The 21,232-nt window shown below is 54.6% G+C and carries 20 protein-coding genes and 2 pseudogenes; 12 read left to right on the top strand and 10 right to left on the bottom strand.

Going from position 1 to position 21,232, the window contains the following annotated elements; all coding sequences use genetic code 11:
* Positions 1-7 precede the first annotated feature (7 nt).
* Entirely contained in the window at positions 8-658 is a 651-nt protein-coding gene (narL, locus tag F9C28_RS11375; protein ID WP_199015429.1) for a two-component system response regulator NarL, read from the top strand.
* On the opposite strand, the gene F9C28_RS11370 is transcribed toward narL, so the two are convergent.
* On the bottom strand, positions 611-2,068 hold the full coding sequence (locus F9C28_RS11370; protein ID WP_408641515.1) for a YchO/YchP family invasin: 1,458 nt from the start codon (positions 2,066-2,068) through the stop codon (positions 611-613). The genes narL and F9C28_RS11370 overlap by 48 nt on opposite strands.
* A gap of 240 nt (positions 2,069-2,308) precedes the next feature.
* Between F9C28_RS11370 and F9C28_RS11365 the strand changes: the two genes are divergently transcribed.
* Complete coding sequence (locus F9C28_RS11365) at positions 2,309-2,662, top strand: DsrE/DsrF/TusD sulfur relay family protein (protein WP_199015473.1); 354 nt, start codon at positions 2,309-2,311, stop codon at positions 2,660-2,662.
* A gap of 296 nt (positions 2,663-2,958) precedes the next feature.
* On the top strand, positions 2,959-3,192 hold the full coding sequence (locus F9C28_RS11360) for a hypothetical protein (protein WP_199015428.1): 234 nt from the start codon (positions 2,959-2,961) through the stop codon (positions 3,190-3,192).
* Positions 3,193-3,368: 176 nt separating this feature from the next.
* Here the strand turns inward: F9C28_RS11360 and F9C28_RS11355 are convergent, their stop codons facing one another.
* Positions 3,369-4,061 (bottom strand): gamma-glutamylcyclotransferase, encoded by a 693-nt coding sequence (locus F9C28_RS11355; protein ID WP_199015427.1) that lies wholly within the window; start codon positions 4,059-4,061, stop codon positions 3,369-3,371.
* Positions 4,062-4,621: 560 nt separating this feature from the next.
* On the opposite strand from F9C28_RS11355, the gene chaA reads away from it, so the two are divergent.
* Entirely contained in the window at positions 4,622-5,725 is a 1,104-nt protein-coding gene (chaA, locus tag F9C28_RS11350) for a sodium-potassium/proton antiporter ChaA (RefSeq protein ID WP_199015426.1), read from the top strand.
* A gap of 70 nt (positions 5,726-5,795) precedes the next feature.
* Here the strand turns inward: chaA and kdsA are convergent, their stop codons facing one another.
* From kdsA to hemA, 5 genes and pseudogenes are all read right to left on the bottom strand, one after another.
* Entirely contained in the window at positions 5,796-6,650 is an 855-nt protein-coding gene (gene kdsA / locus F9C28_RS11345; RefSeq protein ID WP_199015425.1) for a 3-deoxy-8-phosphooctulonate synthase, read from the bottom strand.
* A gap of 178 nt (positions 6,651-6,828) precedes the next feature.
* Positions 6,829-7,638 (bottom strand): annotated as a pseudogene (gene sirB1, locus F9C28_RS11340) (invasion regulator SirB1).
* Positions 7,639-7,842: 204 nt separating this feature from the next.
* Positions 7,843-8,676 (bottom strand): peptide chain release factor N(5)-glutamine methyltransferase, encoded by an 834-nt coding sequence (gene prmC / locus F9C28_RS11335; protein ID WP_199015424.1) that lies wholly within the window; start codon positions 8,674-8,676, stop codon positions 7,843-7,845.
* Positions 8,676-9,758: a peptide chain release factor 1 gene (gene prfA / locus F9C28_RS11330; protein ID WP_199015422.1), complete on the bottom strand. Its 1,083-nt coding sequence runs from the start codon at positions 9,756-9,758 to the stop codon at positions 8,676-8,678. Before prfA ends, prmC begins: the two co-directional genes overlap by 1 nt.
* A 41-nt stretch (positions 9,759-9,799) precedes the next feature.
* Positions 9,800-11,056 carry a glutamyl-tRNA reductase gene (gene hemA / locus F9C28_RS11325; RefSeq protein ID WP_199015421.1) on the bottom strand — a complete coding sequence of 419 codons (1,257 nt, stop codon included), beginning with the start codon at positions 11,054-11,056 and terminating at the stop codon, positions 9,800-9,802.
* Between the two features lie 198 nt (positions 11,057-11,254).
* Here hemA and lolB point away from each other — a divergent pair, with 198 nt between their 5' ends.
* From lolB to dauA, 4 genes are all read left to right on the top strand, one after another.
* Positions 11,255-11,878, top strand: a complete 624-nt coding sequence (lolB, locus tag F9C28_RS11320) for a lipoprotein insertase outer membrane protein LolB (RefSeq protein WP_408641514.1) — start codon at positions 11,255-11,257, stop codon at positions 11,876-11,878.
* Positions 11,879-11,881: 3 nt separating this feature from the next.
* Positions 11,882-12,751, top strand: a complete 870-nt coding sequence (gene ispE / locus F9C28_RS11315; protein WP_199015420.1) for a 4-(cytidine 5'-diphospho)-2-C-methyl-D-erythritol kinase — start codon at positions 11,882-11,884, stop codon at positions 12,749-12,751.
* A gap of 128 nt (positions 12,752-12,879) precedes the next feature.
* The gene (gene prs, locus F9C28_RS11310; protein WP_199015419.1) at positions 12,880-13,827 is read left to right on the top strand and encodes a ribose-phosphate diphosphokinase; all 948 of its coding nucleotides are present in this window, start codon (positions 12,880-12,882) and stop codon (positions 13,825-13,827) included.
* A gap of 126 nt (positions 13,828-13,953) precedes the next feature.
* Positions 13,954-15,636 (top strand): C4-dicarboxylic acid transporter DauA, encoded by a 1,683-nt coding sequence (gene dauA, locus F9C28_RS11305; RefSeq protein WP_199015418.1) that lies wholly within the window; start codon positions 13,954-13,956, stop codon positions 15,634-15,636.
* A 64-nt stretch (positions 15,637-15,700) separates the two neighbouring features.
* On the opposite strand, the gene ychH is transcribed toward dauA, so the two are convergent.
* Entirely contained in the window at positions 15,701-15,973 is a 273-nt protein-coding gene (ychH, locus tag F9C28_RS11300; RefSeq protein ID WP_199015417.1) for a stress-induced protein YchH, read from the bottom strand.
* Positions 15,974-16,236: 263 nt separating this feature from the next.
* On the opposite strand from ychH, the gene pth reads away from it, so the two are divergent.
* The 4 genes from pth to F9C28_RS11280 all read left to right on the top strand — a co-directional run bounded on the left by pth (position 16,237) and on the right by F9C28_RS11280 (position 20,568).
* Positions 16,237-16,821 (top strand): aminoacyl-tRNA hydrolase, encoded by a 585-nt coding sequence (gene pth, locus F9C28_RS11295; protein WP_199015416.1) that lies wholly within the window; start codon positions 16,237-16,239, stop codon positions 16,819-16,821.
* Positions 16,822-16,947: 126 nt separating this feature from the next.
* Entirely contained in the window at positions 16,948-18,039 is a 1,092-nt protein-coding gene (ychF, locus tag F9C28_RS11290) for a redox-regulated ATPase YchF (RefSeq protein ID WP_199015415.1), read from the top strand.
* 214 nt (positions 18,040-18,253) lie between these two features.
* The gene (locus F9C28_RS11285) at positions 18,254-19,435 is read left to right on the top strand and encodes a tyrosine-type recombinase/integrase (protein WP_199015414.1); all 1,182 of its coding nucleotides are present in this window, start codon (positions 18,254-18,256) and stop codon (positions 19,433-19,435) included.
* A gap of 548 nt (positions 19,436-19,983) precedes the next feature.
* Positions 19,984-20,568 (top strand): hypothetical protein, encoded by a 585-nt coding sequence (locus F9C28_RS11280; RefSeq protein ID WP_199015413.1) that lies wholly within the window; start codon positions 19,984-19,986, stop codon positions 20,566-20,568.
* Positions 20,569-20,732: 164 nt separating this feature from the next.
* Here F9C28_RS11280 and F9C28_RS11275 read toward each other — a convergent pair.
* Both F9C28_RS11275 and F9C28_RS11270 read right to left on the bottom strand, forming a co-directional pair.
* Positions 20,733-20,918: pseudogene (locus F9C28_RS11275) on the bottom strand (IS3 family transposase); the annotation flags it as partial.
* Between the two features lie 7 nt (positions 20,919-20,925).
* On the bottom strand, positions 20,926-21,232 hold a 307-nt coding region (locus F9C28_RS11270; protein ID WP_199015411.1), incomplete at its 5' end, for a transposase.

Below are 21,232 nucleotides of genomic sequence, written 5' to 3'. Positions count from 1 at the left end.
CATACCAATGAGCAACCAGGAAGCAGCCACCATTCTGCTGATTGACGACCATCCCATGCTGCGCGCCGGTGTTAAGCAGCTGATCAGCATGGCCCCCGAGCTGTGCGTTATCGGCGAGGCCGGTAACGGCTTGCAGGGTGTTGAACTGGCCGAAAGTCTGGATCCGGATTTAATTCTGCTGGACCTGAATATGCCCGGAATGAATGGTCTGGAAACGCTGGATCGCCTGCGGGAAAAGCCCCTCTCCGGGCGGATTGTGGTGTTCAGCGTCTCCAACCATGAAGAGGATGTTGTTTCAGCGCTGAAGCGCGGCGCCGACGGCTACTTGCTGAAAGATATGGAGCCGGAAGAACTGCTAAAAGCCCTGCATCAGGCAGCGGCCGGTGAAATGGTACTGAGCGAAACCTTAACCCCGGTGCTGGCCGCCAGCCTGCGCGCTAACCGCACCACCTCAGAACGGGAAGTCAACCTGCTGACCCCCCGGGAAAAGGACATTCTCAAGCTGATTGCCCAGGGGCTGCCTAACAAAATGATTGCCCGGCGGCTGGATATCACCGAAAGCACCGTGAAGGTTCACGTCAAGCACCTGCTGAAGAAGATGAAACTTAAATCACGGGTTGAGGCTGCCGTCTGGGTTCACCAGGAGCGAATTTTTTAACGGTTCTGACGGGAAGCGGAAACGGTCACCGCTGGCAGGCCAGTGGGTGACCGGGGCATGTACCTGCAGGGTTATCCAGTTACTGGTAACCCGGCGGCCATTTTTATCTTCCACGGTGGCGGAAATCTGCCAGCTATTTGTGGCCCCGGGGTTGTCATTCCACTGGGGCATAATGATAGTCCAGCCATCCGGGCTCGTGTTATCTTTGCCCGGCGTCAGGCTCAGCGGCTGGGTATCCCCCTGCCAGGTAATCGTGCGGATCCCCGCCGGGGCCGCAACCTGGAGCTTCAGCACCACAGACTCACCCGGCTGTACATCCCAGGGCGGTGTCGCCAGGAAGACCGACAGGGATTTTTTCTGGCGATAAGCCAGTACCGGCACATCAATACGTTCGACACCATCATAACGGCTCCCCCGCAGCGAGCGGGTCGCGGCCACTTCCGTGGCGGACAGCTGTTTATCCAGCGGCACCCCGAACCGGTAATTAAGCTTCAGCGCCAGGTTATCCTGGCTGTTACCGTTCTCACCATATTTGTGCTGCGCAGTTAGCGTCACCAGCGGTACCGGGGTGTAGCTAAGCCCTACATTGACCGCCACCGGATCTTTTGATCCGACACCGTTATTGAACAGATCAACCCGGTTGCCAAAATACTGCTCAAGACTCAGGCTGGTATTGATATAGCGGTAGAACGGCAGCCAGGCCCTGGCGCTAATATCGTAGCCCTGAGCCATACGCTGTTGCTGGACATCCCCTTTACTGGACCAGCCAGACAGCGGCTGATAATAGTTCGCCGAGAAGCGCAAATACTCGCCCCAGGCCTCAGCGCCGATACCGGCCCGGTTAAGGCTGTCGGCAAACTGATGATCGTAAAAGGTGTTATAGCCCAGTAGCCAGTTGCCGCGCACCCAGCGCTGGCCGATCCCCCAGTTGGCAACCGACCCCCGATCCTGCTGGCTGATCCCCAACTGGCTCCAGGTCAGATAACGGTTATCGTCAACCAGCGGGGCAAAAAACGCGGCATTACTGCCGGTAAATTTACCGTCGTCATTCACCGCAAGGTTCAGGGTGGCATTACCCCAGGGGGAGAGTAAATCGCTGGTCTGGCTGAGCACCTGCCGCTGGATAACCTCTTTCAGTTGCTCAAGGGCAAAGGCCCGCGCCTGTTCCCCGGTATCAAGGCCGTTGTCATTCATGCTCGCTTCACCAAAGCTTTTCAGCATGGTGGCCAGTTGCTGTTCATAGGAGGCGCTATTATCGACAATCCCCAGGTCCGGCAGCGTGTCGCCGTCACTGTCCAGCGGATGTGCCGCCTGCTGGACAAAGGTCTGAACGGCACCCACCCGCAACGCTGCGCAGCAGCACAGGCAGAAGGTCAGCAACATACGGCACAGCAAACGGCGTAATAGCATCTCGTGGGAACGTTATGGGAACGCAGCATCCTTTGATTTGAATCGATTAATCACAGTATAACCCATTCGGCTGGCCGACGACGACACCCGCTAAAAACCAGATAATGCTGATCATGTTGTTGCCATTCCCCCGTGCCCCACCAGGATAGCGAGAACCGCCGTCTCTGGCGATCCAGATTAAGATCCGGTGAGATTTTGTGTGTATGCTGTATGGCTGCCCGGTTAATAAGGAACTTTATGATGCAAAAAATTGTGATTATCGCGAATGGCGCCGCCTATGGCAGCGAATCATTATTTAATAGCCTGCGTCTGGCCATCGCCCTGAGTGAACAAGAGCCCAGGCCGCAGCTCCAGCTGTTTCTGATGTCTGACGCCGTTACCGCCGGCCTGCGCGGGCAAAAACCGGCTGAAGGCTACAATATTCAGCAAATGCTGGAGATCCTCACCGCCCAGAATATCCCGGTTAAACTGTGCAAAACCTGTACCGATGGCCGGGGGATCACCGGGTTACCGCTGATTGACGGTGTCGCTATTGGCACCCTGATCGAACTGGCCCAGTGGACCCTGGCCGCCGATAAAGTGCTGACCTTCTGAATCAATGGGCTGGCTCGCTTCAGTCGCGCCAGCCTGTTAGCGCTTATATTCCCGCCTGTAACACGATATTACGCTAATAATTATGCCGCCAACTGGCCAAATCCTCCGCTACGCAATCGTTTACCAGGGCTTTATGACAAAAACTGACGCGGTGGGGATTTATTTGATCAAAATCATCATCCGCAGGGCGCCGCTCTGGTTTTATACATTACGTGTGATTTGTGAACAGTATCACTTTTTGGAGCGACAGGGGCGCAGGGAAGCATCGTTAGTGCAAGCAAATGTGGGGTAGTAACATGGCGGTAGTAAAAGCAAGTCTGAAATTATTTGGTGGCGATACGGTGGTGGTGCGGTGCTCAGAGAACTGCCATATTCATCTGATGAGTGACGGCAGCAGTAACGCAGATATCTTCAGTGTGGAAAATCAGGACAATGCCTATCTGGCTATCCCCTACAGCGGCATCTGGCGCGTGCTGATTGACAGCCACAGCCAGTCACTGGAACATTCGATAAGTTATGTGGCGGCGTAATAGCCAGTAGAAAACAAACTCAAAATAATAGCCCGCATCAGCGGGCAGTTAGCGACAGTGTAATAATAAGTGTGGATAGTTGTGTAGCGGGGTTCGCTGAACCCTCTGGGGGCAAATCGCCCCCTTTTTTTCGCCTCCGGCTCTACGCACCCTTCCTTGCGCACCGCAGCACGCTATTATCCCGCGCGATGGGGCCAACGGCTGGACTCACCGGGCACCAGGCACGCCCGCACTTCCCCCACCAGCGACTCCAGGCAATCATCGGTCATCCCCAGTTTTTTTAGCTGATCTTCAAGGGAAAACAGATACTGCGCATTGGTGCCCAGCGGGCCGCTGGCTTTTGCAATCAGCGGGGCAATAATTTGTGGCCGGGTATCCGCTTCATACTGGGGGTGGCGGGGGTCCATAATAAACACCAGCGCGTGGATCTTGCGGCCGTCATCCAGTTCCAGCGGGCACCAGGTTGGCAAATAACAGCCGGTGATCATTTCCCGCTTCCATAACAGGGTAAGCTCTTGTTCCACCTCGCCCTCAGGAATACGGTATGCCAGGCCCGTCGTCCGCCCGCCCTGCTTCAGCGCCAGCATGCGCCCGGGCTGGCAGGCAGTACCGCGGCCCGCCGTCAGGCGCAAACAAAATGCCCGGTGCCAGCCCTCCAGGGTGCCACAGCAAACATCATCATAGACGATGGCCGGGTTCCACATCAGCGAACCGTAACCGAAGATCCATACCGGCCCGCCATCTGGCCGACAGGCAAGGGTTGCCGCCAGGGAGGCGGCCCGCTGTTCCGGGCTCCACAATAGGGAGGCTTCAATATCGCCAAATGCACTTTTACAATCTGCGGTTATTAAAAAATCTCGGGTTAACACTGACTGCTACCTCCTGGGCCCAACCGTTCCCTGCCTTATATTTCTCCGTCGCTGGATAAAATAAACCAATGCTGACCTTATTAAATTCTGCCTGCGCTGGCAAGGCGCCAGCACGTGATTAATTACGGCCACGATTAATCCTGGCATGAAAATAAAGAAATAACAGCGCAATAACTAAAACAGAATATTTTCCCACCGGCGCCGATGCCAGCCCGGGGGCCGGGAGGCCGCTCACCGCTGGCTAACCCTGCATCACCGGCTACGCTACCCGTGATTAACCGTTTAATAACTTTTGCCGATGTTGTTCTATTTATCGGGGGGGGACAGATAAAAGATACCTGAATATTTAACCGCGGCCTCAATCAGGAATACACTTATTGTTGAGACGCGTTATCCGCCGAATAGCGAGCTTACCGGCAAATAAGCGCCACCGGTGGGACTAATCATGCGGTAAAAGTACGTAAAATAATTATTACAATGAATGACTTTTTGTTATTTTAGTGTGCTATCAATAAGTTATTAACGCGCTTTATTTTACACCTGCATACTGGAGTACAACAATGACAACGCATGCACCCGAGGCGGTAAAAACCCGCCATAAGGAAACTTCACTGCTCTTCCCGGTGGTTGCCCTGGGAGTGCTGGCATTCTGGGGCTCGACGCAGTCACTTCCGGGGATTATCGGCATTAACTTACTGGCGCTGGTGGCTATCCTCAGCAGCGCCTTCAGCGTGGTGCGCCATGCAGATGTTCTTGCCCACCGGCTGGGAGAGCCCTACGGTTCACTGATCCTCAGCTTGTCGGTCGTGATCCTTGAAGTCAGCCTGATTTCAGCCCTGATGGCCACCGGTGAGGCGGCCCCCGCGCTGATGCGCGACACCCTCTACTCGATCATTATGATAGTTACCGGCGGCCTGGTCGGGTTCGCGCTCCTGCTGGGCGGCCACAAATTTGCCACCCAGCATGTCAATCTGTTTGGTATCAAACAATATTTGATGGCCATCTTCCCGCTGGCGGTTATCGTGCTGGTTTTCCCGAGCGCCCTGCCCGGCGGTAATCTGACCATGGGCCAGGCCCTGATAGTGGCGCTGATCTCGGCAGCGATGTATGGGGTATTTTTGCTGATCCAGACCAAAACCCACCAGAGCCTGTTTGTTTACGAACACGAAGATGAGGGTGACGACGACGATCCGCATCACGGTAAGCCTTCGGCCCACAGCAGTAAGTGGCACGCCGCCTGGCTTATTGTCCACCTGGTGGCGGTTATCTCAGTCACCAAAATGAACGCCAATCCGCTGGAGTCACTGCTGACGACATTAAATGCCCCGGCGGCGTTTACCGGCTTCCTGGTGGCCCTGTTGATCCTCTCCCCGGAAGGTTTAGGGGCTATCAAGGCCGTGATGCAAAACCAGGTGCAGCGCGCCATGAACCTGTTCTTCGGCTCCGTGCTGGCGACCATTTCGCTGACCGTGCCCGCGGTGACGCTGATTGCTATCCTGACCGGTAATGAGCTGGTATTTGGCCTCGGCATGCCGGAGACGGTGGTCATGCTAACCGCCCTGGTACTGTGCCATATCTCGTTCTCTACCGGGCGCACCAACGTGCTGAACGGCTCTGCGCATCTGGCGCTGTTTGCCGCCTACCTAATGACTATTTTTGCCTGATACTGTCGCGCAAAAAAATACCGACGCCGTGGCGTCGGTATTTTTATTGGCGTATGACCGCGAAGGGGAATTACTTACTGGTGTCCAGCTCCGGGAAGCTTTTAACCAAATCATCAATCGCTTTCATCTGCTTCAGGAACGGCTCCAGTTTATCCAGCGGTAACGCGGACGGGCCATCACAGCGGGCGTGTTCCGGGTCCGGGTGGGCCTCAATAAACAGGCCGGCAATGCCGACAGCCATCCCGGCACGGGCCAGTTCACTCACCTGAGCACGGCGGCCGCCGGAGGCGGCACCAAACGGGTCACGGCACTGCAGGGAGTGGGTCACATCAAAAATAACCGGGCTGTTGCCGGTGGCATTTTTCATCACCCCGAAGCCCAGCATATCAACAACCAGATTGTCATAACCGAAGTTACTGCCGCGATCGCACAGGATAACCTGGTCATTACCGCCCTCCTGGAATTTATCGACGATATTGCCCATCTGGCCTGGGCTAACAAACTGGGGTTTCTTCACATTGATGACCGCGCCGGTTTTCGCCATCGCTTCCACCAGGTCAGTCTGGCGCGCCAGGAACGCAGGCAACTGGATCACGTCCACCACGTCTGCCACTGGCTGAGCCTGCTCTGCGGTGTGAACATCGGTAATGATCTTCACGCCAAACGCCTGTTTCAGTTCCTGGAAAATTTTCATCCCCTCTTCCAGGCCCGGGCCACGGTAAGAGTGAATGGAGGAACGGTTAGCCTTATCGAAGGACGCTTTGAACACGTACGGAATTCCCAGTTTGCTGGTCACGTTCACGTAATGCTCACAAACACGCATCGCCAGGTCACGGGATTCCAGCACGTTCATACCGCCAAACAAAACGAACGGCAGGTCGTTGGCAACCTTGATCTCTCCAATGCTAACTACTTTCTGCTTCATATTTTCGCCTTATCAGGCTATGCGGTGCGCCTTCCCCATCGGGGTGGCCAGGGACCAGCACAGCCTACTGAAACGTAATGGATTAATGGTAAACCGCGTGCCACACAATCGGTCACACACAATGGCCAGAGCGGGACGATTTTATACTAAATTCGCCATTAACGGGAGCGCGGCCCACTCAATGGAGGGTGACGTGCTTACCGGCGATGGTATTCATCTGCGCTTTAATCATCTCGCTAATCGGATCTTCCGGGCAGTGCTCAACAAAATAGTTGAAGTCACTCAGCGCCACGTGCTCACAATCCAGCTGGGCATAAATCAGCCCGCGGTCGCGGATCTCATAGGGATCTTCAGGATTAAACTGCAACAAGACTTCATTGGCCCGTAATGCCAGCTCCAGCTGATGCTCTTCCATCAGGGAAGATTTCAGGGTGTCCAGTAACTTGCGGATCACTTCGGCATTTTCGGACTCTTCAAGATCTTCGCTAAACAGTTAGGCTGCCGGGCCAATGTTCCCTTTCAGCCACACTTCAAGGGTGTGCTCGTCAAGGCTTTCGCCGTTAAACGGATTGATCAGCCACATTTCGCCGTCCATCCAGTCTGCCCGCAGTAATAGCTGGGTAGGGAAAATAACCGGCATTAACGGGATATCAAGCTGTTCAGCAATCCACAGCAGAATCGCCCCCAGCGACGCCGCACTGCCTGCGCGGCTGGTTAACACTTTATCCAGCCACAGGGCATCAGATAATTTATAGACCCCACTGACATCACTGAAGCCCCACTCGCCGTAAAACAGCGCCAGCAGTTTCTCCAGTTGTAAATCGTGCTGCAGCCCTGCACAGATCTCCTCCCGGGCCAGGGCAACCAGTTTGTCTAACTGTTCCCGCACGTCCCGCTCCGGGAAATCCTCACGGATATTCCGCGCAATTAAGATCATTCCTTCGCAAAGCGGCGCTTTGTTGAATTCGAAATCGGCCAACGACTTCATACTTTCCCCGGTGATGATGTGATGTGGTGGTGAGTTTAATGATGATGTTATGCACCACCCGCGCTGCCGCAGCGCGCCTGTGCGCATTGTGGCAGCCTGCCGGGCACTGGCCCGGCGTAATAAAACCCAAAAAACGGTGTAAATGATAACGCTAAACAACTGCATCGTCAGCCCCGGACCGGAGATAACCACGGCCGCGCGCTGTCAGCCAGGCAATAATCCCAGCGTCAGCCGCTCGTTGCCGCCATAATCGCGGCACGTCTCTACCTGCCGGTACCCCGCCGCCGTAAACAGGCCGCGTACCGCTTCCCCTTGTTGCCAGCCGTGCTCCAGCACCAGCCATCCCCCGGGCAACAAATAATCCCGGGCGTCACGCACCAGCAGCGCCAGATCCCGCAGGCCGTTATCGGCAGCCACCAGGGCGCTGAGGGGCTCAAAACGCACATCCCCCTGGGCGAGGTGCGGGTCCCTATCGTCAATATAGGGCGGATTGCTGACAATCAACGCGAACTGCTCGCCGGCCAGGGCACTGAACCAGTCGCTTTGGCGGATGGTAATATTGGTGATCCCCAGTTGCCCGGCGTTTCGCTGGGCCAGGGCCACCGCCTCCGGGATCAGATCACAGGCCGTCACCTGGCAGTCCGGGCGTTCGCAGGCCAGGGCCAGCGCAATGGCGCCGGTACCGGTGCCGAGGTCAAGAATATGACACGGCTGTGCGGGTAAGCGGGCCAGCGCCTGCTCCACCAGACATTCCGTGTCCGGCCGCGGGATAAGGGTAGCGGGCGACACCAACAGCGGTAACGACCAGAACTCCCGGGTGCCGGTAATATGGGCCACCGGCTCCCCCCTGGCCCGGCGGGCCAGCAGTTCGCTCAGTTGCTGCTGCTGGGGAGCGCTAAGGCAGGTTTCGTCGAACGCCATAATAAAGGTCCGGCTCTTTCCGGTGACCAGCCCCAGCAGGATTTCGGCATCCCGCCGCGGGCTGTCACTGGCGCTCAGCTGCTGCACCGCCTGCTGTAACCACTGCTGAAAGGTCATTATTCCTGCTCAGACAACGCGGCCAGCTGGTCCGCCTGGAATTCCTGGACAATAGGCTCGATCAGCATATCCAGTTTGCCTTCCATCGCTTCATCCAGCCGGTACAGCGTGAGGTTGATCCGGTGGTCAGTGACGCGCCCCTGAGGGAAGTTATAGGTGCGGTTACGATCGCTGCGATCGCCGCTGCCCAGCAGGTTACGGCGGGTAGAGGCCTCTTCTTGCTGGCGCTTGGCCAGTTCTGCGGCGCGGATACGCGCCCCCAGCACCGACATCGCTTTCGCCTTGTTCTTGTGCTGGGAACGTTCATCCTGGCACTCCACCACAATCCCGGTCGGCAAGTGGGTAATACGGATGGCTGAATCGGTGGTGTTAACGTGCTGGCCTCCGGCCCCGGAAGAACGGAAGGTATCAATTCGCAGATCCGCCGGGTTAATATCCGGGAGTTCAGCTTCCGGCAGCTCCGGCATCACCGCCACGGTACAGGCGGAGGTATGGATACGCCCCTGGGATTCGGTGGCCGGGACACGCTGCACCCGGTGGCCACCGGATTCAAATTTCAGCCGGCCATAAACCCCGTCACCGCTGATTTTGGCGATCACTTCTTTATAACCGCCGTGTTCACCATCGCTGGCGCTCATGACTTCGACACGCCAGCGGCGGGCTTCCGCATAGCGGCTGTACATCCGGAACAGGTCGCCGGCAAACAGGGCGGCTTCGTCCCCGCCGGTCCCGGCGCGGATTTCGACAAACGCATTACGTTCGTCGTCAGGATCTTTTGGCAACAGCAGCACCTGCAATTGCTGCTCCAGGGCTTCACGCTGCTGTTTCGCATCGCGCAACTCTTCCTGGGCCATCTCTTTCATTTCCGGATCGTCGAGCAAGCTCTCGGCGGTTTCGATGTCTTGTTGGTTTTGCTGCCACTGCAGGAAGCAGCGCGCAACATCACTAAGCTGGGCATACTCTTTTGACAGCGCGCGGAAGCGGTCCTGATCGGCGATGGTTTGCGCATCCCCCAGCAGGGCCTGAACTTCCTGATGGCGTTCGTATAAGGCTTCCAGTTTTGCGACGATAGAAGGCTTCATGGGCAGTGATTTGACCTTTTAATAATAAGAATGGGTATGTGCTAATCCAGCCCGAGGCTGTCACGCAGAATTTGCAGGCGTTCTTCGTCCCCGTTACGGGCAGCCTGCTGAAGTGCTTTTGTGGGGGTGTGGATAAGGCGGTTTGTCAGTTTACGGGCCAGATCTTCGATAACGTCCTGCGCATCGGCCCCTTGTTGCAGCGCCGCCAGCGCTTTGGCACTGAGCTCGTCGCTCGCCGCCTGGGCCTGACTGCGGAAATCACGGATGGTATCGCTGGCGCTTTGGGCCCGCAGCCAGGACATAAACTCGCTGCTTTCCTGCTCAACGATACTTTCGGCCTGTACCGCCGCCGCCTGGCGCTGGGCCATATTGTGCTGAATGATGGCCTGCAAATCGTCCACACCATATAAATAGGCGTTGGCCAGTTTGCCGACTTCCGGCTCCACATCGCGGGGAACGGCGATATCCACCAGCAGCATCGGCTGATTGCGGCGCGCTTTCATCGCGCTCTCCACCATCCCTTTACCAATAATCGGCAGCGGGCTGGCCGTGGAGCTGATGACGATATCCGCGTCCTGCAAGCGTGTCGCAATATCCGCTAACTCGATCACCTCCGCATTGACCTCATCCGCCAGGCGCTGGGCGCGCTCACGGGTGCGGTTGGCGATGATCATCTTTTTCACCCGGTGCTCACGCAAATGGCGGGCCACCAGTTCAATGGTCTCCCCGGCGCCCACCAGCAACACCGTGACCCCAGACAGGGATTCAAAAATCTGCCGGGCCAGGGTACAGGCGGCAAACGCCACCGAGACGGCGCTGGCGCCGATGTCGGTTTCGGTGCGCACCCGCTTCGCCACCGAGAACGACTTCTGAAACATACGTTCCAGTTCGCTGGCGCTGGTGTGGCCGGAATGGGAATCGGCAAAGGCTTTTTTTACCTGACCCAGAATCTGCGGTTCCCCGAGGATCATCGAATCAAGGCCGCTGGCAACCCGCATTAAATGACTCACCGCATCGTGGTTACGGTGCCAGTAAACGCTGGCGCGCAGTTCGGCCTCATTCAGGTTGTGGTATTGACACAACCACTGAATCAGCTGTTCCTGGAGATTTTCCTGTTCTTCGACACTCAGATATAGCTCTGTGCGGTTGCAGGTAGACAGCACCACACCGCCCTGCACCATCGGCTGGGCGAGCAGACTTGCCAGCGCCTGGTCGAGGGTATCCGGCGAAAACGTTACGCGTTCTCGCAGCGACACTGGTGCGGTTTTATGGTTAATACCTAATGCTAACAGGGTCATTTGGACGGAAATAGTACCGGCGTTGCTAAGGATTTCTGGCTGTATCATACAGGATGCGACAGATTAATAAAAGAGAACCGCTCCTTTAGGAGTAATAGTTAATTTAATGATTTCTGACAACTTGACGTAGACGCGTTTCCCGGTGACGGCTAGCATGATCACTTATTACCAAGAAAAAAACCAAGGATGTGCTGCACTATGTTTATGTCCCGTTTGCGCCCACTGCGTTTACTTCCGCTTGCCAGCCTGTTGCTGGCGGCCTGTGCCGTTACCCCGCCACAGGGCCCGGGGAAAAGCCCCACCGATCCGCAATGGAAACAGCACCAGACCGCGGTAACGCAGCTCTCCCAGTATCAGACCCGGGGGGCGTTTGCCTACCTGTCTGATGACCAGCGGGTCTATGCCCGTTTCTTCTGGCAGCAAACCGGCCAGGATCACTACCGTCTGCTGCTGACCAATCCGCTGGGCAGCACCGAAATGTCGCTGACCGCGCAGCCAGGCTCCGTGCAATTAATTGACAATAAAGGCAAGAGCTACACCTCGGATAATGCTGAAGAAATGATCGCTAAGCTGACCGGTATGGCAATTCCTATCGACAGCCTGCGCGCCTGGATGCTGGGCCTGCCGGGTAAAGCCACGGATTATACCCTCGATGATAAATACCGCCTGCAAACCCTGAACTACACCACTGGCGATGGCCGCCACTGGAAAGTGAACTACAGTAGCTATAATGACGCCACCCCCGCGCTGCCCACCAATATGGAGCTGACCGAGGGCAGCCAGCGCATTAAACTGCGGATGGATAACTGGATAGTGAAATAAGCCATGACATCACGCTGGCCGTCTCCGGCTAAACTTAACCTGTTTTTATATATCACTGGCCGTCGTCCTGACGGCTACCACAATTTGCAGACCCTGTTCCAGTTCCTGGATTACGGCGACACCCTGCTTATCACGCCGCGTCATGACGGAGAACTTCGGCTGACCACCCCGGTCGCGGGTGTGGCCACCGGAGATAACCTTATCATGCGCGCCGCCCGGCTACTGATGGCACAAGCCCGCCAGGCAGGAACCCTGCCCCCCGGGGCCGGGGCCGATCTCGGTGTCGAAAAACGCCTGCCCATGGGGGGCGGCCTCGGCGGCGGTTCATCCAATGCCGCCACGGTACTGGTGGTACTGAACCACCTGTGGCGTACCGGCTTCTCCGCTGAGCAACTGGCGGCCTTTGGGCTACAATTGGGTGCGGATGTCCCGGTGTTTGTCCGGGGGCACGCGGCCTTTGCCGAGGGGGTGGGTGAACAATTAACCCCCGCCGAACCGGCGGAAAAATGGTACCTGGTCGCCCACCCTGGGGTCAGCATTCCCACCCCGGTCATCTTCGGGGACCCGGAACTGCGCAGAAATACACCAGTCAGGTCAATAGAAAAGTTGCTAAAATGTGAATTTGGCAATGATTGCGAGGATATCGCGAGAAAACGTTTCCGCGAGGTTGATGCACTCCTTTCCTGGCTGTTAGAATACGCGCCGTCGCGCCTGACCGGGACAGGGGCTTGTGTGTTTGCTGAATTTGACACTGAGTCCGCTGCCAGACAGGTGCTTGAGCAAGCCCCGGAATGGCTCCACGGGTTCGTGGCGCGAGGTGCTAATATCTCTGCGCTACACCGGGTTATTTCCGGGCAAGCTGAGTGTTGGTGACAACGTCACCTTGTTTCAGACGTTGCATCGCGCTCAATTTAAATACACCGCCTGGATGGTGCGCCACTCCCCCGCGCGTTATGCGCTGGTCATCATCCACCACTGGACGCATGCCTGAGGTTCTTCTCGTGCCTGATATGAAGCTTTTTGCTGGTAACGCCACACCGGAACTAGCACAACGTATTGCCAACCGCCTGTACACTTCTCTCGGCGACGCCGCCGTAGGTCGCTTTAGCGACGGCGAAGTCAGCGTACAAATCAATGAAAACGTACGCGGTGGTGATATTTTCATCATCCAGTCCACCTGTGCTCCTACTAACGACAACCTGATGGAACTGGTTGTTATGGTTGACGCTCTGCGCCGCGCATCCGCAGGTCGTATCACCGCTGTTATTCCTTACTTTGGTTATGCACGCCAGGACCGCCGTGTGCGTTCCGCCCGTGTGCCAATCACTGCCAAAGTGGTTGCCGATTTCCTGTCCAGTGTTGGCGTTGACCGTGTTCTGACTGTTGACCTGCACGCCGAGCAGATCCAGGGTTTCTTTGACGTTCCGGTTGATAACGCCTTCGGTAGCCCGATTCTGCTGGAAGATATGCTGCAGAAAAACTTCGATAACCCGATTGTTGTTTCCCCGGATATCGGCGGTGTTGTGCGCGCCCGCGCCATTGCCAAACTGCTGAACGATACCGATATGGCCATCATCGACAAACGTCGCCCGCGCGCTAACGTTTCCCAGGTGATGCACATCATTGGTGATGTTGCCGACCGTGACTGCGTCATGGTTGATGACATGATCGATACCGGTGGCACCCTGTGCAAAGCGGCTGAAGCATTGAAAGAACGCGGTGCGAAACGCGTATTTGCCTACGCCACCCACCCGATCTTCTCCGGCAACGCTATCGAAAACATCCGTAATTCCGTTATTGATGAATTCATCGTGTGTGACACCATTCCGCTGTCACCGGAAATCAAAGCCCTGGGTAAAGTACGTACTCTGACCCTGTCCGGCATGCTGGCAGAAGCGATTCGTCGTATCAGCAACGAAGAATCTATCTCTGCCATGTTCGAGCATTAATTGCTGAACCAATAAAAAACCCGCTACGGCGGTTTTTTTCGTTTATTCGCGTCACGTCCGCCGCCGCTTCAGGCTGGCTCTGCTATAACTTTTTTATTTCGCATTTGATTGCTCATGGAAGGATTCATGAAACAACGCGCCCTTTTTACGGTATTGCCGTTTCGCGCCATTATTGATGCCTGCTGGCGAGAGAAATACACATCATCACGGTTTATTCGCGACATCATCGCCGGGCTTACTGTAGGTATTATTGCCATCCCCCTCGCCATGGCGCTGGCCATTGGTAGCGGCGTGGCTCCCCAGTATGGGCTTTATACCTCGGCGGTGGCCGGGATTATTACTGCGGTGTGCGGCGGCTCGCGGTTTAGCGTTTCCGGCCCCACGGCGGCCTTTGTGGTCATCCTCTATCCGGTTGCCCAGCAATTCGGGCTGGCCGGGCTGCTGATTGCCACGTTCCTGTCGGGGATCTTCCTGATTCTATTTGCCCTGGCGCGTTTTGGGCGCTTAATTGAATATATTCCGTTATCGGTAACCCTCGGCTTTACTTCCGGTATCGGGATAACCATTGCCACCATGCAGCTGAAGGACTTTTTCGGCCTGACCATCCCCCATATGCCAGAAAGTTACCCGGCGAAGGTTGCCGCCCTGGTGATGGCGATGCCCACCCTGCAATGGGGGGATGCCCTGGTCGGTGTGGTCACCCTCGGGGTGCTGATCCTGTGGCCACGGCTGGGCCTGAAGCTCCCCGGGCATCTGCCTGCGGTGCTGGCAGGTTGTGTCGTGATGGTGATTGCCAGCCAGTGTGGCGCCCAGGTCGCCACTATCGGTTCACGCTTCCATTATGTGCTGGCGGACGGCAGCCAGGGTAACGGTATTCCCCAGCTGTTGCCCCAGCTGATGCTACCCTGGAAAATCCCGGGGTCTGATTTTACGCTGAGCTGGGAAACCATCCGCCTGCTGTTACCGGCGGCCTTCTCCATGGCGGTGCTGGGCGCCATTGAGTCCCTGCTGTGCGCCGTGGTGCTGGACGGAATGACCAGCACCAAACATAACGCCAATGGCGAGCTGCTGGGCCAGGGTATCGGCAATATTATTGCGCCGTTCTTCGGCGGGATTACCGCCACCGGGGCCATTGCCCGTTCGGCGGCTAACGTACGCGCCGGGGCCACATCGCCGGTGGCGGCAATTATCCACTCACTGCTGGTTATCCTCGCGCTGCTGGCGCTGGCCCCGCTGCTCTCCTGGCTGCCGCTGTCTGCCATGGCGGCCCTGCTACTGATGGTGGCCTGGAACATGAGTGAGGCACACAAGGTGATCAACCTGCTGCGCAGAGCCCCTCGGGACGACATTATGGTGATGTTGATCTGTATGTCCCTGACGGTCCTGTTCGATATGGTTATCGCTATTAGCGTCGGGATTGTGCTGGCCTCGCTGTTGTTTATGCGCCGGATTGCCAGCATGACCAAACTGGTGGAACTGGGCGGAGAACAGCCCGCCGGGGTGCTGGCGCTGCGGGTGACCGGCCCGCTGTTTTTTGCCGCGGCAGAGAAAATTTTCAGCGAACTGGCGCTGCGCCAGCAGGGGCAGCGGGTGATTCTGCTGCAGTGGGATATGGTGCCGCTGCTGGATGCCGGTGGGCTGGATGCCCTGCAGCGGTTTATTGCCCGGCTACCGGAAGGCTGCGAACTGCGGATCAGTAACCTGCAATTTCAGCCGCTGCGCACCCTCGCCCGGGGCAGAGTGCAGCCAATCCCCGGCAAGCTGGCCTTCTTCACCGATGTGCAAGATGCCATGCGGGATATAGACTGATCGGTAATACAAAGGGCGACATCACGTCGCCCTTTTGCCTCAGTGCCGCTATCAGCCGGTCATGTTACCCGTGGCGGGCATTCCGGCGACAGCGTTTATCATAATGGCGTACCCACCAGTACCGATCGGCTACCCGTTCGCGGCCACCGACACGTGCGCCGGCTAACCAGAGGATGGCACCAATGAAGATACTCAGTAATGCGCCATGCTCAAAATACTGTGGAAGATTGATCTGGGGAAGCTGATTGAGTATGGAGTAGCCAATCCCGACTACCATCACCACCAACCCCAGTCCCATTAGGACATTACCCAGTAACGAAGCGTTTTTGCGTTTCATATGTCACCTCCGGTACGTCTGCATGGCGGGGAATATCCCCTTTCCTTGTGTGAATAAGTATAGCGCACTGATGTTTCATATTTTGCGCAAACGGTCACATTTGGGCAACAAAACTTTACAAATAATGCGTTGAATAACATCAAATTCAAATCGTTCAGGATCACAATTATCTCCCCGTCGCGAAGCGCTTTGTCATTACCCCGCCAGCACAGTAAACTAGGCGCCGTTTTTTCGTTTTTGCTATCTCTTTTCAGGAAAGTCACGTGACCATTAAATTGATTGTCGGCCTGGCCAACCCCGGCGCAGAATATGCCGCTACCCGCCATAATGCGGGCGCATGGTATGTCGACCTGCTGGCTGAGCGCGCCCGCCAGCCACTGAAGGAAGAGCCTAAATTCTTTGGCTATACCGCCCGTATTACCCTGGCGGGGGAAGACGTCCGCTTACTGGTGCCCACCACCTTTATGAACCTCAGCGGGAAAGCGGTGGCGGCGATGGCGACGTTTTACCGGATTGCCCCGGACGAGATTCTGGTGGCCCACGATGAGCTGGATCTGCCCCCGGGCGTCGCCAAGTTTAAACTGGGCGGTGGCCACGGCGGCCATAATGGTCTGAAGGACATTATCAGCAAGCTGGGCAACAATCCGAATTTCCACCGTTTGAGGGTCGGTATCGGCCATCCGGGCGATAAAAACAAGGTTGTTGGTTTTGTGCTCGGTAAACCGCCATTAAGTGAGCAGAAGCTGATCGATGAAGCCATTGACGAAGCGGCGCGCTGTAGCGAAATATGGCTGCAGGACGGCCTGACCAAAGCCACGAACCGGTTACACGCCTTTAAAGCGCAATAACCACCGTCCGGGCGGATTTATCCCCCGGAAAACACCGTTTCTGTGTATAATAAGCAGATATTTTTCTTTTCATCAGCGGGTTTCATTTAACCCTCTGATTATCATGTAATTAAGGTGATCTAAACCATGGGATTCAAATGCGGTATCGTCGGCCTGCCGAACGTTGGTAAATCCACCCTCTTCAATGCGCTTACCAAAGCGGGGATCGAAGCAGCAAACTTCCCGTTCTGCACCATTGAACCAAACACCGGCGTCGTCCCCATGCCTGACCCGCGTCTGGACAAACTTGCGGAGATCGTAAAACCGCAGCGTATTCTGCCTACCACCATGGAGTTCGTGGATATCGCGGGCCTGGTAAAAGGGGCTTCCAAAGGTGAAGGCCTGGGTAACCAGTTCCTGACCAATATCCGTGAAACTGAAGCCATTGGCCACGTGGTGCGCTGCTTCGAGAATGACAATATCATTCACGTGTCCGGCCGCGTAAACCCGGCGGAAGATATTGATGTCATCAATACCGAACTGGCCCTGTCTGACCTGGACACCTGCGAGCGCGCAATCCACCGGGTGCAGAAGAAAGCCAAAGGCGGCGACAAAGACGCTAAAGCCGAGCTGGCGGCCCTGGAAAAATGCCTGCCGCAGCTGGAAAATGCCGGTATGCTGCGGGCGCTGGATCTGAGCGAAGAAGATAAAGCGGCTATCCGCTACCTGAGCTTCCTGACCCTGAAGCCGACCATGTATATCGCCAACGTTAACGAAGACGGTTTCGAAAATAACCCGTATCTCGATCAGGTACGCGAAATCGCCGCGCAAGAAGGTTCTGTGGTGGTGCCGGTATGTGCTGCGGTAGAAGCCGATATTGCCGAGCTGGATGACGAAGAGCGCGATGAGTTTATGGCTGAGCTGGGCATTGAAGAGCCGGGCCTGAACCGCGTGATCCGCGCCGGTTACTCTCTGCTGAACCTGCAAACCTATTTCACCGCCGGGGTGAAGGAAGTTCGCGCCTGGACCATCCCGGTCGGGGCGACGGCTCCGCAGGCGGCCGGTAAAATCCACACCGACTTTGAGAAAGGCTTTATCCGCGCCCAGACTATCGCGTTTGAAGACTTTATCACCTACAAGGGTGAGCAAGGCGCCAAAGAAGCGGGCAAAATGCGCGCAGAAGGGAAAGACTACATCGTGAAAGATGGCGATGTAATGAACTTCCTGTTTAACGTCTAAATAAAATTTATTGTCTCATGAGATGTCATAACTTCTCATGAACATCTAAAAAACCTATAAAATCCACGCAATTGCGTGGATTTTTCATTCCATGTTGTCTCATACAATCTCATGAAAGCGCAGTCTAAAATGAGTACATAGATGAGTATAATCTGTTCCCATTATCATTTAAGGTGAGTACAATAACGGTATAAGAAATAGACAAGGCCCTGTTATGCTCACTGATACGCAATGCCGCACTGCCAAGCCGAAAGAAAAACTCTATCGTCTCAATGACTTCAACGGTCTCTACCTGGAAGTGAAACCCAATGGCAAAAAGGCATGGCGCTATCGGTTTAAACTCAATGGTAAATCCAGCATGTTTGCGTTGGGTGAATACCCGACGGTCAAACTTGCTGAAGCCCGCGAGAAATGCGAGCAAGCACGTAAGCAAGTCGCAGATGGTGTTAGCCCGACACTGGCTCGCCAGTTAGATAAGATCCGCAAGGTCAATGACGCATCCAACACCTTTGAGCTAATCGCCAAAGAGTGGTTGCAGATGAAAGACTGGGCCGAAATCACCAAAACCCGGCGACTGGATATGCTTGAACGTGTGGTTTTCCCCGCGATAGGTAAGCTCCCAGTCAGGGAGATCACTCCATACCACATTCTTAAAATTCTCCAGGAAACCGCTAAGCGAGGTGCACCGACAGTTGCTGCTGAAGCCCGTCGCACCATTTCATCTGTTTTTGAGTTGGCAGTCGCGACACTTAGAGCTGATAGCGATCCCGTATGGCCTGTGCGCAAGGCCCTTCCGGCCAATAAGACACAACACAAACAGGCATTGAATCCTCAGCAAATTGGAAAGTTATTAGGCTGTTTTGACAATAGTCGCGGGTCATACCAGGTTAACTATTGCATGTGGCTGATGTGGTGGACACTGGCTCGTCCAGCAGAAGCCACTGAAGCGGAGTGGGCAGAAATCGATCTAGATAATGCCCTCTGGACCATTCCGGCAGCGCGAATGAAAGCCCGCAGAGAACACGTTATTCCCCTACCCTTACAGGCAGTCAAAATGCTCAGAACACTACAGGGATTAACCGGGCATCGGCAGCACCTTTTCCCGGGCAGGGATAATCCGCTAGGTCCAATGACATCGAACTCTCTGCGCCAACTACTTAAAAGCATCGGCTGGAGTGGTACTTATAGCCCACATGCAACACGAACCACAGGAAGTACCCGCTTAAACGAGATGGGCTATCGACCTGACGCTATCGAAGTTCAGCTTGCTCATGCTGATACCAACAACGTTCGCCGCACTTATAACCATGCGACTTATCTTGATGAACGAAAAGTGATGATGCAGGAATGGGCTAATAAGCTTGATGGATGGGTATGCTGCGCTAACGTTAAATAAACGGTGATGCATTGGTGCTTTATTGTTGATTAACATAGATATTTATTCATATTTAATTCAAACCTACAATTCAACCTATAGTATATGTAAACAGTGAATGCCAGATGCTTATAGCTTTCGAAATTTTTGTTTATCGATAGTAGCTTGATTCTTACAAGCTATGCTGGCCTGTTCCCCATAAATTGGCATATCTCAATGTTATCAATGTCTGCTGTGGCACAAAGCAAACTTTAGTGACCGGAAACGATGTCAGCGGTCAGGACGGTCGTTCAGGGTTAAAATGATGAGTACCACTTCGTGGCTGATTCGCCGGCAGGATCATTTTTCCACTTTGAGTGGTAATCGTCACCTTTATCTTCTCAAAAGACAATAATCCAGATATTGCAACAATCCTCCTTAATTAGTACCTGTCCTGCATCAATCTCTCTCATCTTCTCGCAGATCCGCCCCCAGTTCCGGAACTGAACGAAAGACATAATCAATTTTAGTTGATGTATAATCAAAAAATGATTATGGTGTTGTGGTTGAAACAGTCAAACAGGTTAGTTATGAAGCTTTCTGAACATATCGATCTTTTCTTTGACGGGAATAAATCTGCTTTTGCTAAAAGTATGAGTGTTACTCCTCAACAAGTTACAAAATGGGTTAACGATGACTGGATCATTGTTGACGGAACTCTTTACAGTCCCAGAAGGGATTTAACCAGAGGCAATATGATGAAACGTAAGAAATTTTTGGCAAGCATATTTTGCGGTGCTCAATATGCTTTGGCCGAGTTAAGGGAACACAACGCTCAGGGACCCAATGCTAATGGGATAGCACAAAATGCCCGCAACACCATTGAGTTACTGGCAGAATTCTTTAAGAAAGAGAATTATAATATTTATATGGTTGCCTATAACAATAAAGCACAGCAGTTTGAGCTTTACTCCTCCCAACCTGCTTTTGAGTTAGGCGTTACTTATTTTCATATATTTAATCCGGGTAGCATCCTGTTTTCCTATAACAATGACATGAAGTCTGAGGATACCTTTGAGGTTCTCACTGACTCCAGCCGGCTGGTAGCCAACCGCTTTGATCCTTATGCGTTTACGATACTGCGCCAGGAAATTCAGCAGGCGTTTAGTCAGTAAAGAAGTTTATTAAAAGCTTACACAGGTGATCATCAATTGTTAAATAATAAGAATACGGCCAGAGTTCGACATTCTGGCCGTATTTCACTTCTTCGTTGATGCTCTATCTGTTCGCTGTGAGCCTCATATTGGACTGACCCCACGCCCGTAGACAAATTCTGTCCTCACGATGAGGCCTGTTCGAAGGCCTCCGGACTGACGCCGCCGAGATGACTGTGGCGCCGGGCCCGGTTGTAGAACACTTCAATGTAATCGAAGATATCCGCCCGGGCCAGATCCCGGGTTTTGTATATTCTCTTCCTGATGCGTTCTTTTTTCAGCGAACTGAAGAACGATTCGGCCACCGCATTGACGCTCCTATGTCAAGAACGTGCGATTAGCATAGGCTAAATCCGATAAAATCAATGGATAGAGCTCACGGACGATGTATCGTTTTAGACATCTCAGGATCTCTTTAGTCGACAGCCCTTCACGGGTTCGTCTGTTTACATATATTTTTGTTCGTGGATCGCTACGCATACGCACAAGAGCTATTGTCCATAGTGCATTATTTGCTTCACGTGAACCGCCACGGTTTAATCTGTGCCTGACTGTTTTTCCTGATGATGCTGGTAACGGATTTACACCACAAAGTGATGCCAGTGCCGCTTCATTTTTTAAGCGT

It is taken from the genome of Shimwellia pseudoproteus, from assembly GCF_016415625.1.
GTDB classification, from domain to species: domain Bacteria; phylum Pseudomonadota; class Gammaproteobacteria; order Enterobacterales; family Enterobacteriaceae; genus Shimwellia; species Shimwellia pseudoproteus.
This window is presented reverse-complemented; position numbering and strand designations above follow the sequence as displayed.

Excerpts from the sequence above, each read along its gene's own strand:
- F9C28_RS11365 (WP_199015473.1), top strand. The coding sequence starts at position 2,309 with ATGCAAAAAATTGTGATTATCGCGAATGGCGCCGCCTATGGCAGCGAA.
- ychH (WP_199015417.1), bottom strand. The coding sequence starts at position 15,973 with ATGAAACGCAAAAACGCTTCGTTACTGGGTAATGTCCTAATGGGACTG.
- chaA (WP_199015426.1), top strand. The coding sequence starts at position 4,622 with ATGACAACGCATGCACCCGAGGCGGTAAAAACCCGCCATAAGGAAACT.
- F9C28_RS11370 (WP_408641515.1), bottom strand. The coding sequence starts at position 2,068 with ATGCTATTACGCCGTTTGCTGTGCCGTATGTTGCTGACCTTCTGCCTG.
- F9C28_RS11280 (WP_199015413.1), top strand. The coding sequence starts at position 19,984 with ATGAAGCTTTCTGAACATATCGATCTTTTCTTTGACGGGAATAAATCT.
- kdsA (WP_199015425.1), bottom strand. The coding sequence starts at position 6,650 with ATGAAGCAGAAAGTAGTTAGCATTGGAGAGATCAAGGTTGCCAACGAC.
- ispE (WP_199015420.1), top strand. The coding sequence starts at position 11,882 with ATGACATCACGCTGGCCGTCTCCGGCTAAACTTAACCTGTTTTTATAT.
- prmC (WP_199015424.1), bottom strand. The coding sequence starts at position 8,676 with ATGACCTTTCAGCAGTGGTTACAGCAGGCGGTGCAGCAGCTGAGCGCC.
- F9C28_RS11360 (WP_199015428.1), top strand. The coding sequence starts at position 2,959 with ATGGCGGTAGTAAAAGCAAGTCTGAAATTATTTGGTGGCGATACGGTG.
- ychF (WP_199015415.1), top strand. The coding sequence starts at position 16,948 with ATGGGATTCAAATGCGGTATCGTCGGCCTGCCGAACGTTGGTAAATCC.
- dauA (WP_199015418.1), top strand. The coding sequence starts at position 13,954 with ATGAAACAACGCGCCCTTTTTACGGTATTGCCGTTTCGCGCCATTATT.
- lolB (WP_408641514.1), top strand. The coding sequence starts at position 11,255 with ATGTTTATGTCCCGTTTGCGCCCACTGCGTTTACTTCCGCTTGCCAGC.
- prfA (WP_199015422.1), bottom strand. The coding sequence starts at position 9,758 with ATGAAGCCTTCTATCGTCGCAAAACTGGAAGCCTTATACGAACGCCAT.
- hemA (WP_199015421.1), bottom strand. The coding sequence starts at position 11,056 with ATGACCCTGTTAGCATTAGGTATTAACCATAAAACCGCACCAGTGTCG.
- F9C28_RS11285 (WP_199015414.1), top strand. The coding sequence starts at position 18,254 with ATGCTCACTGATACGCAATGCCGCACTGCCAAGCCGAAAGAAAAACTC.
- narL (WP_199015429.1), top strand. The coding sequence starts at position 8 with ATGAGCAACCAGGAAGCAGCCACCATTCTGCTGATTGACGACCATCCC.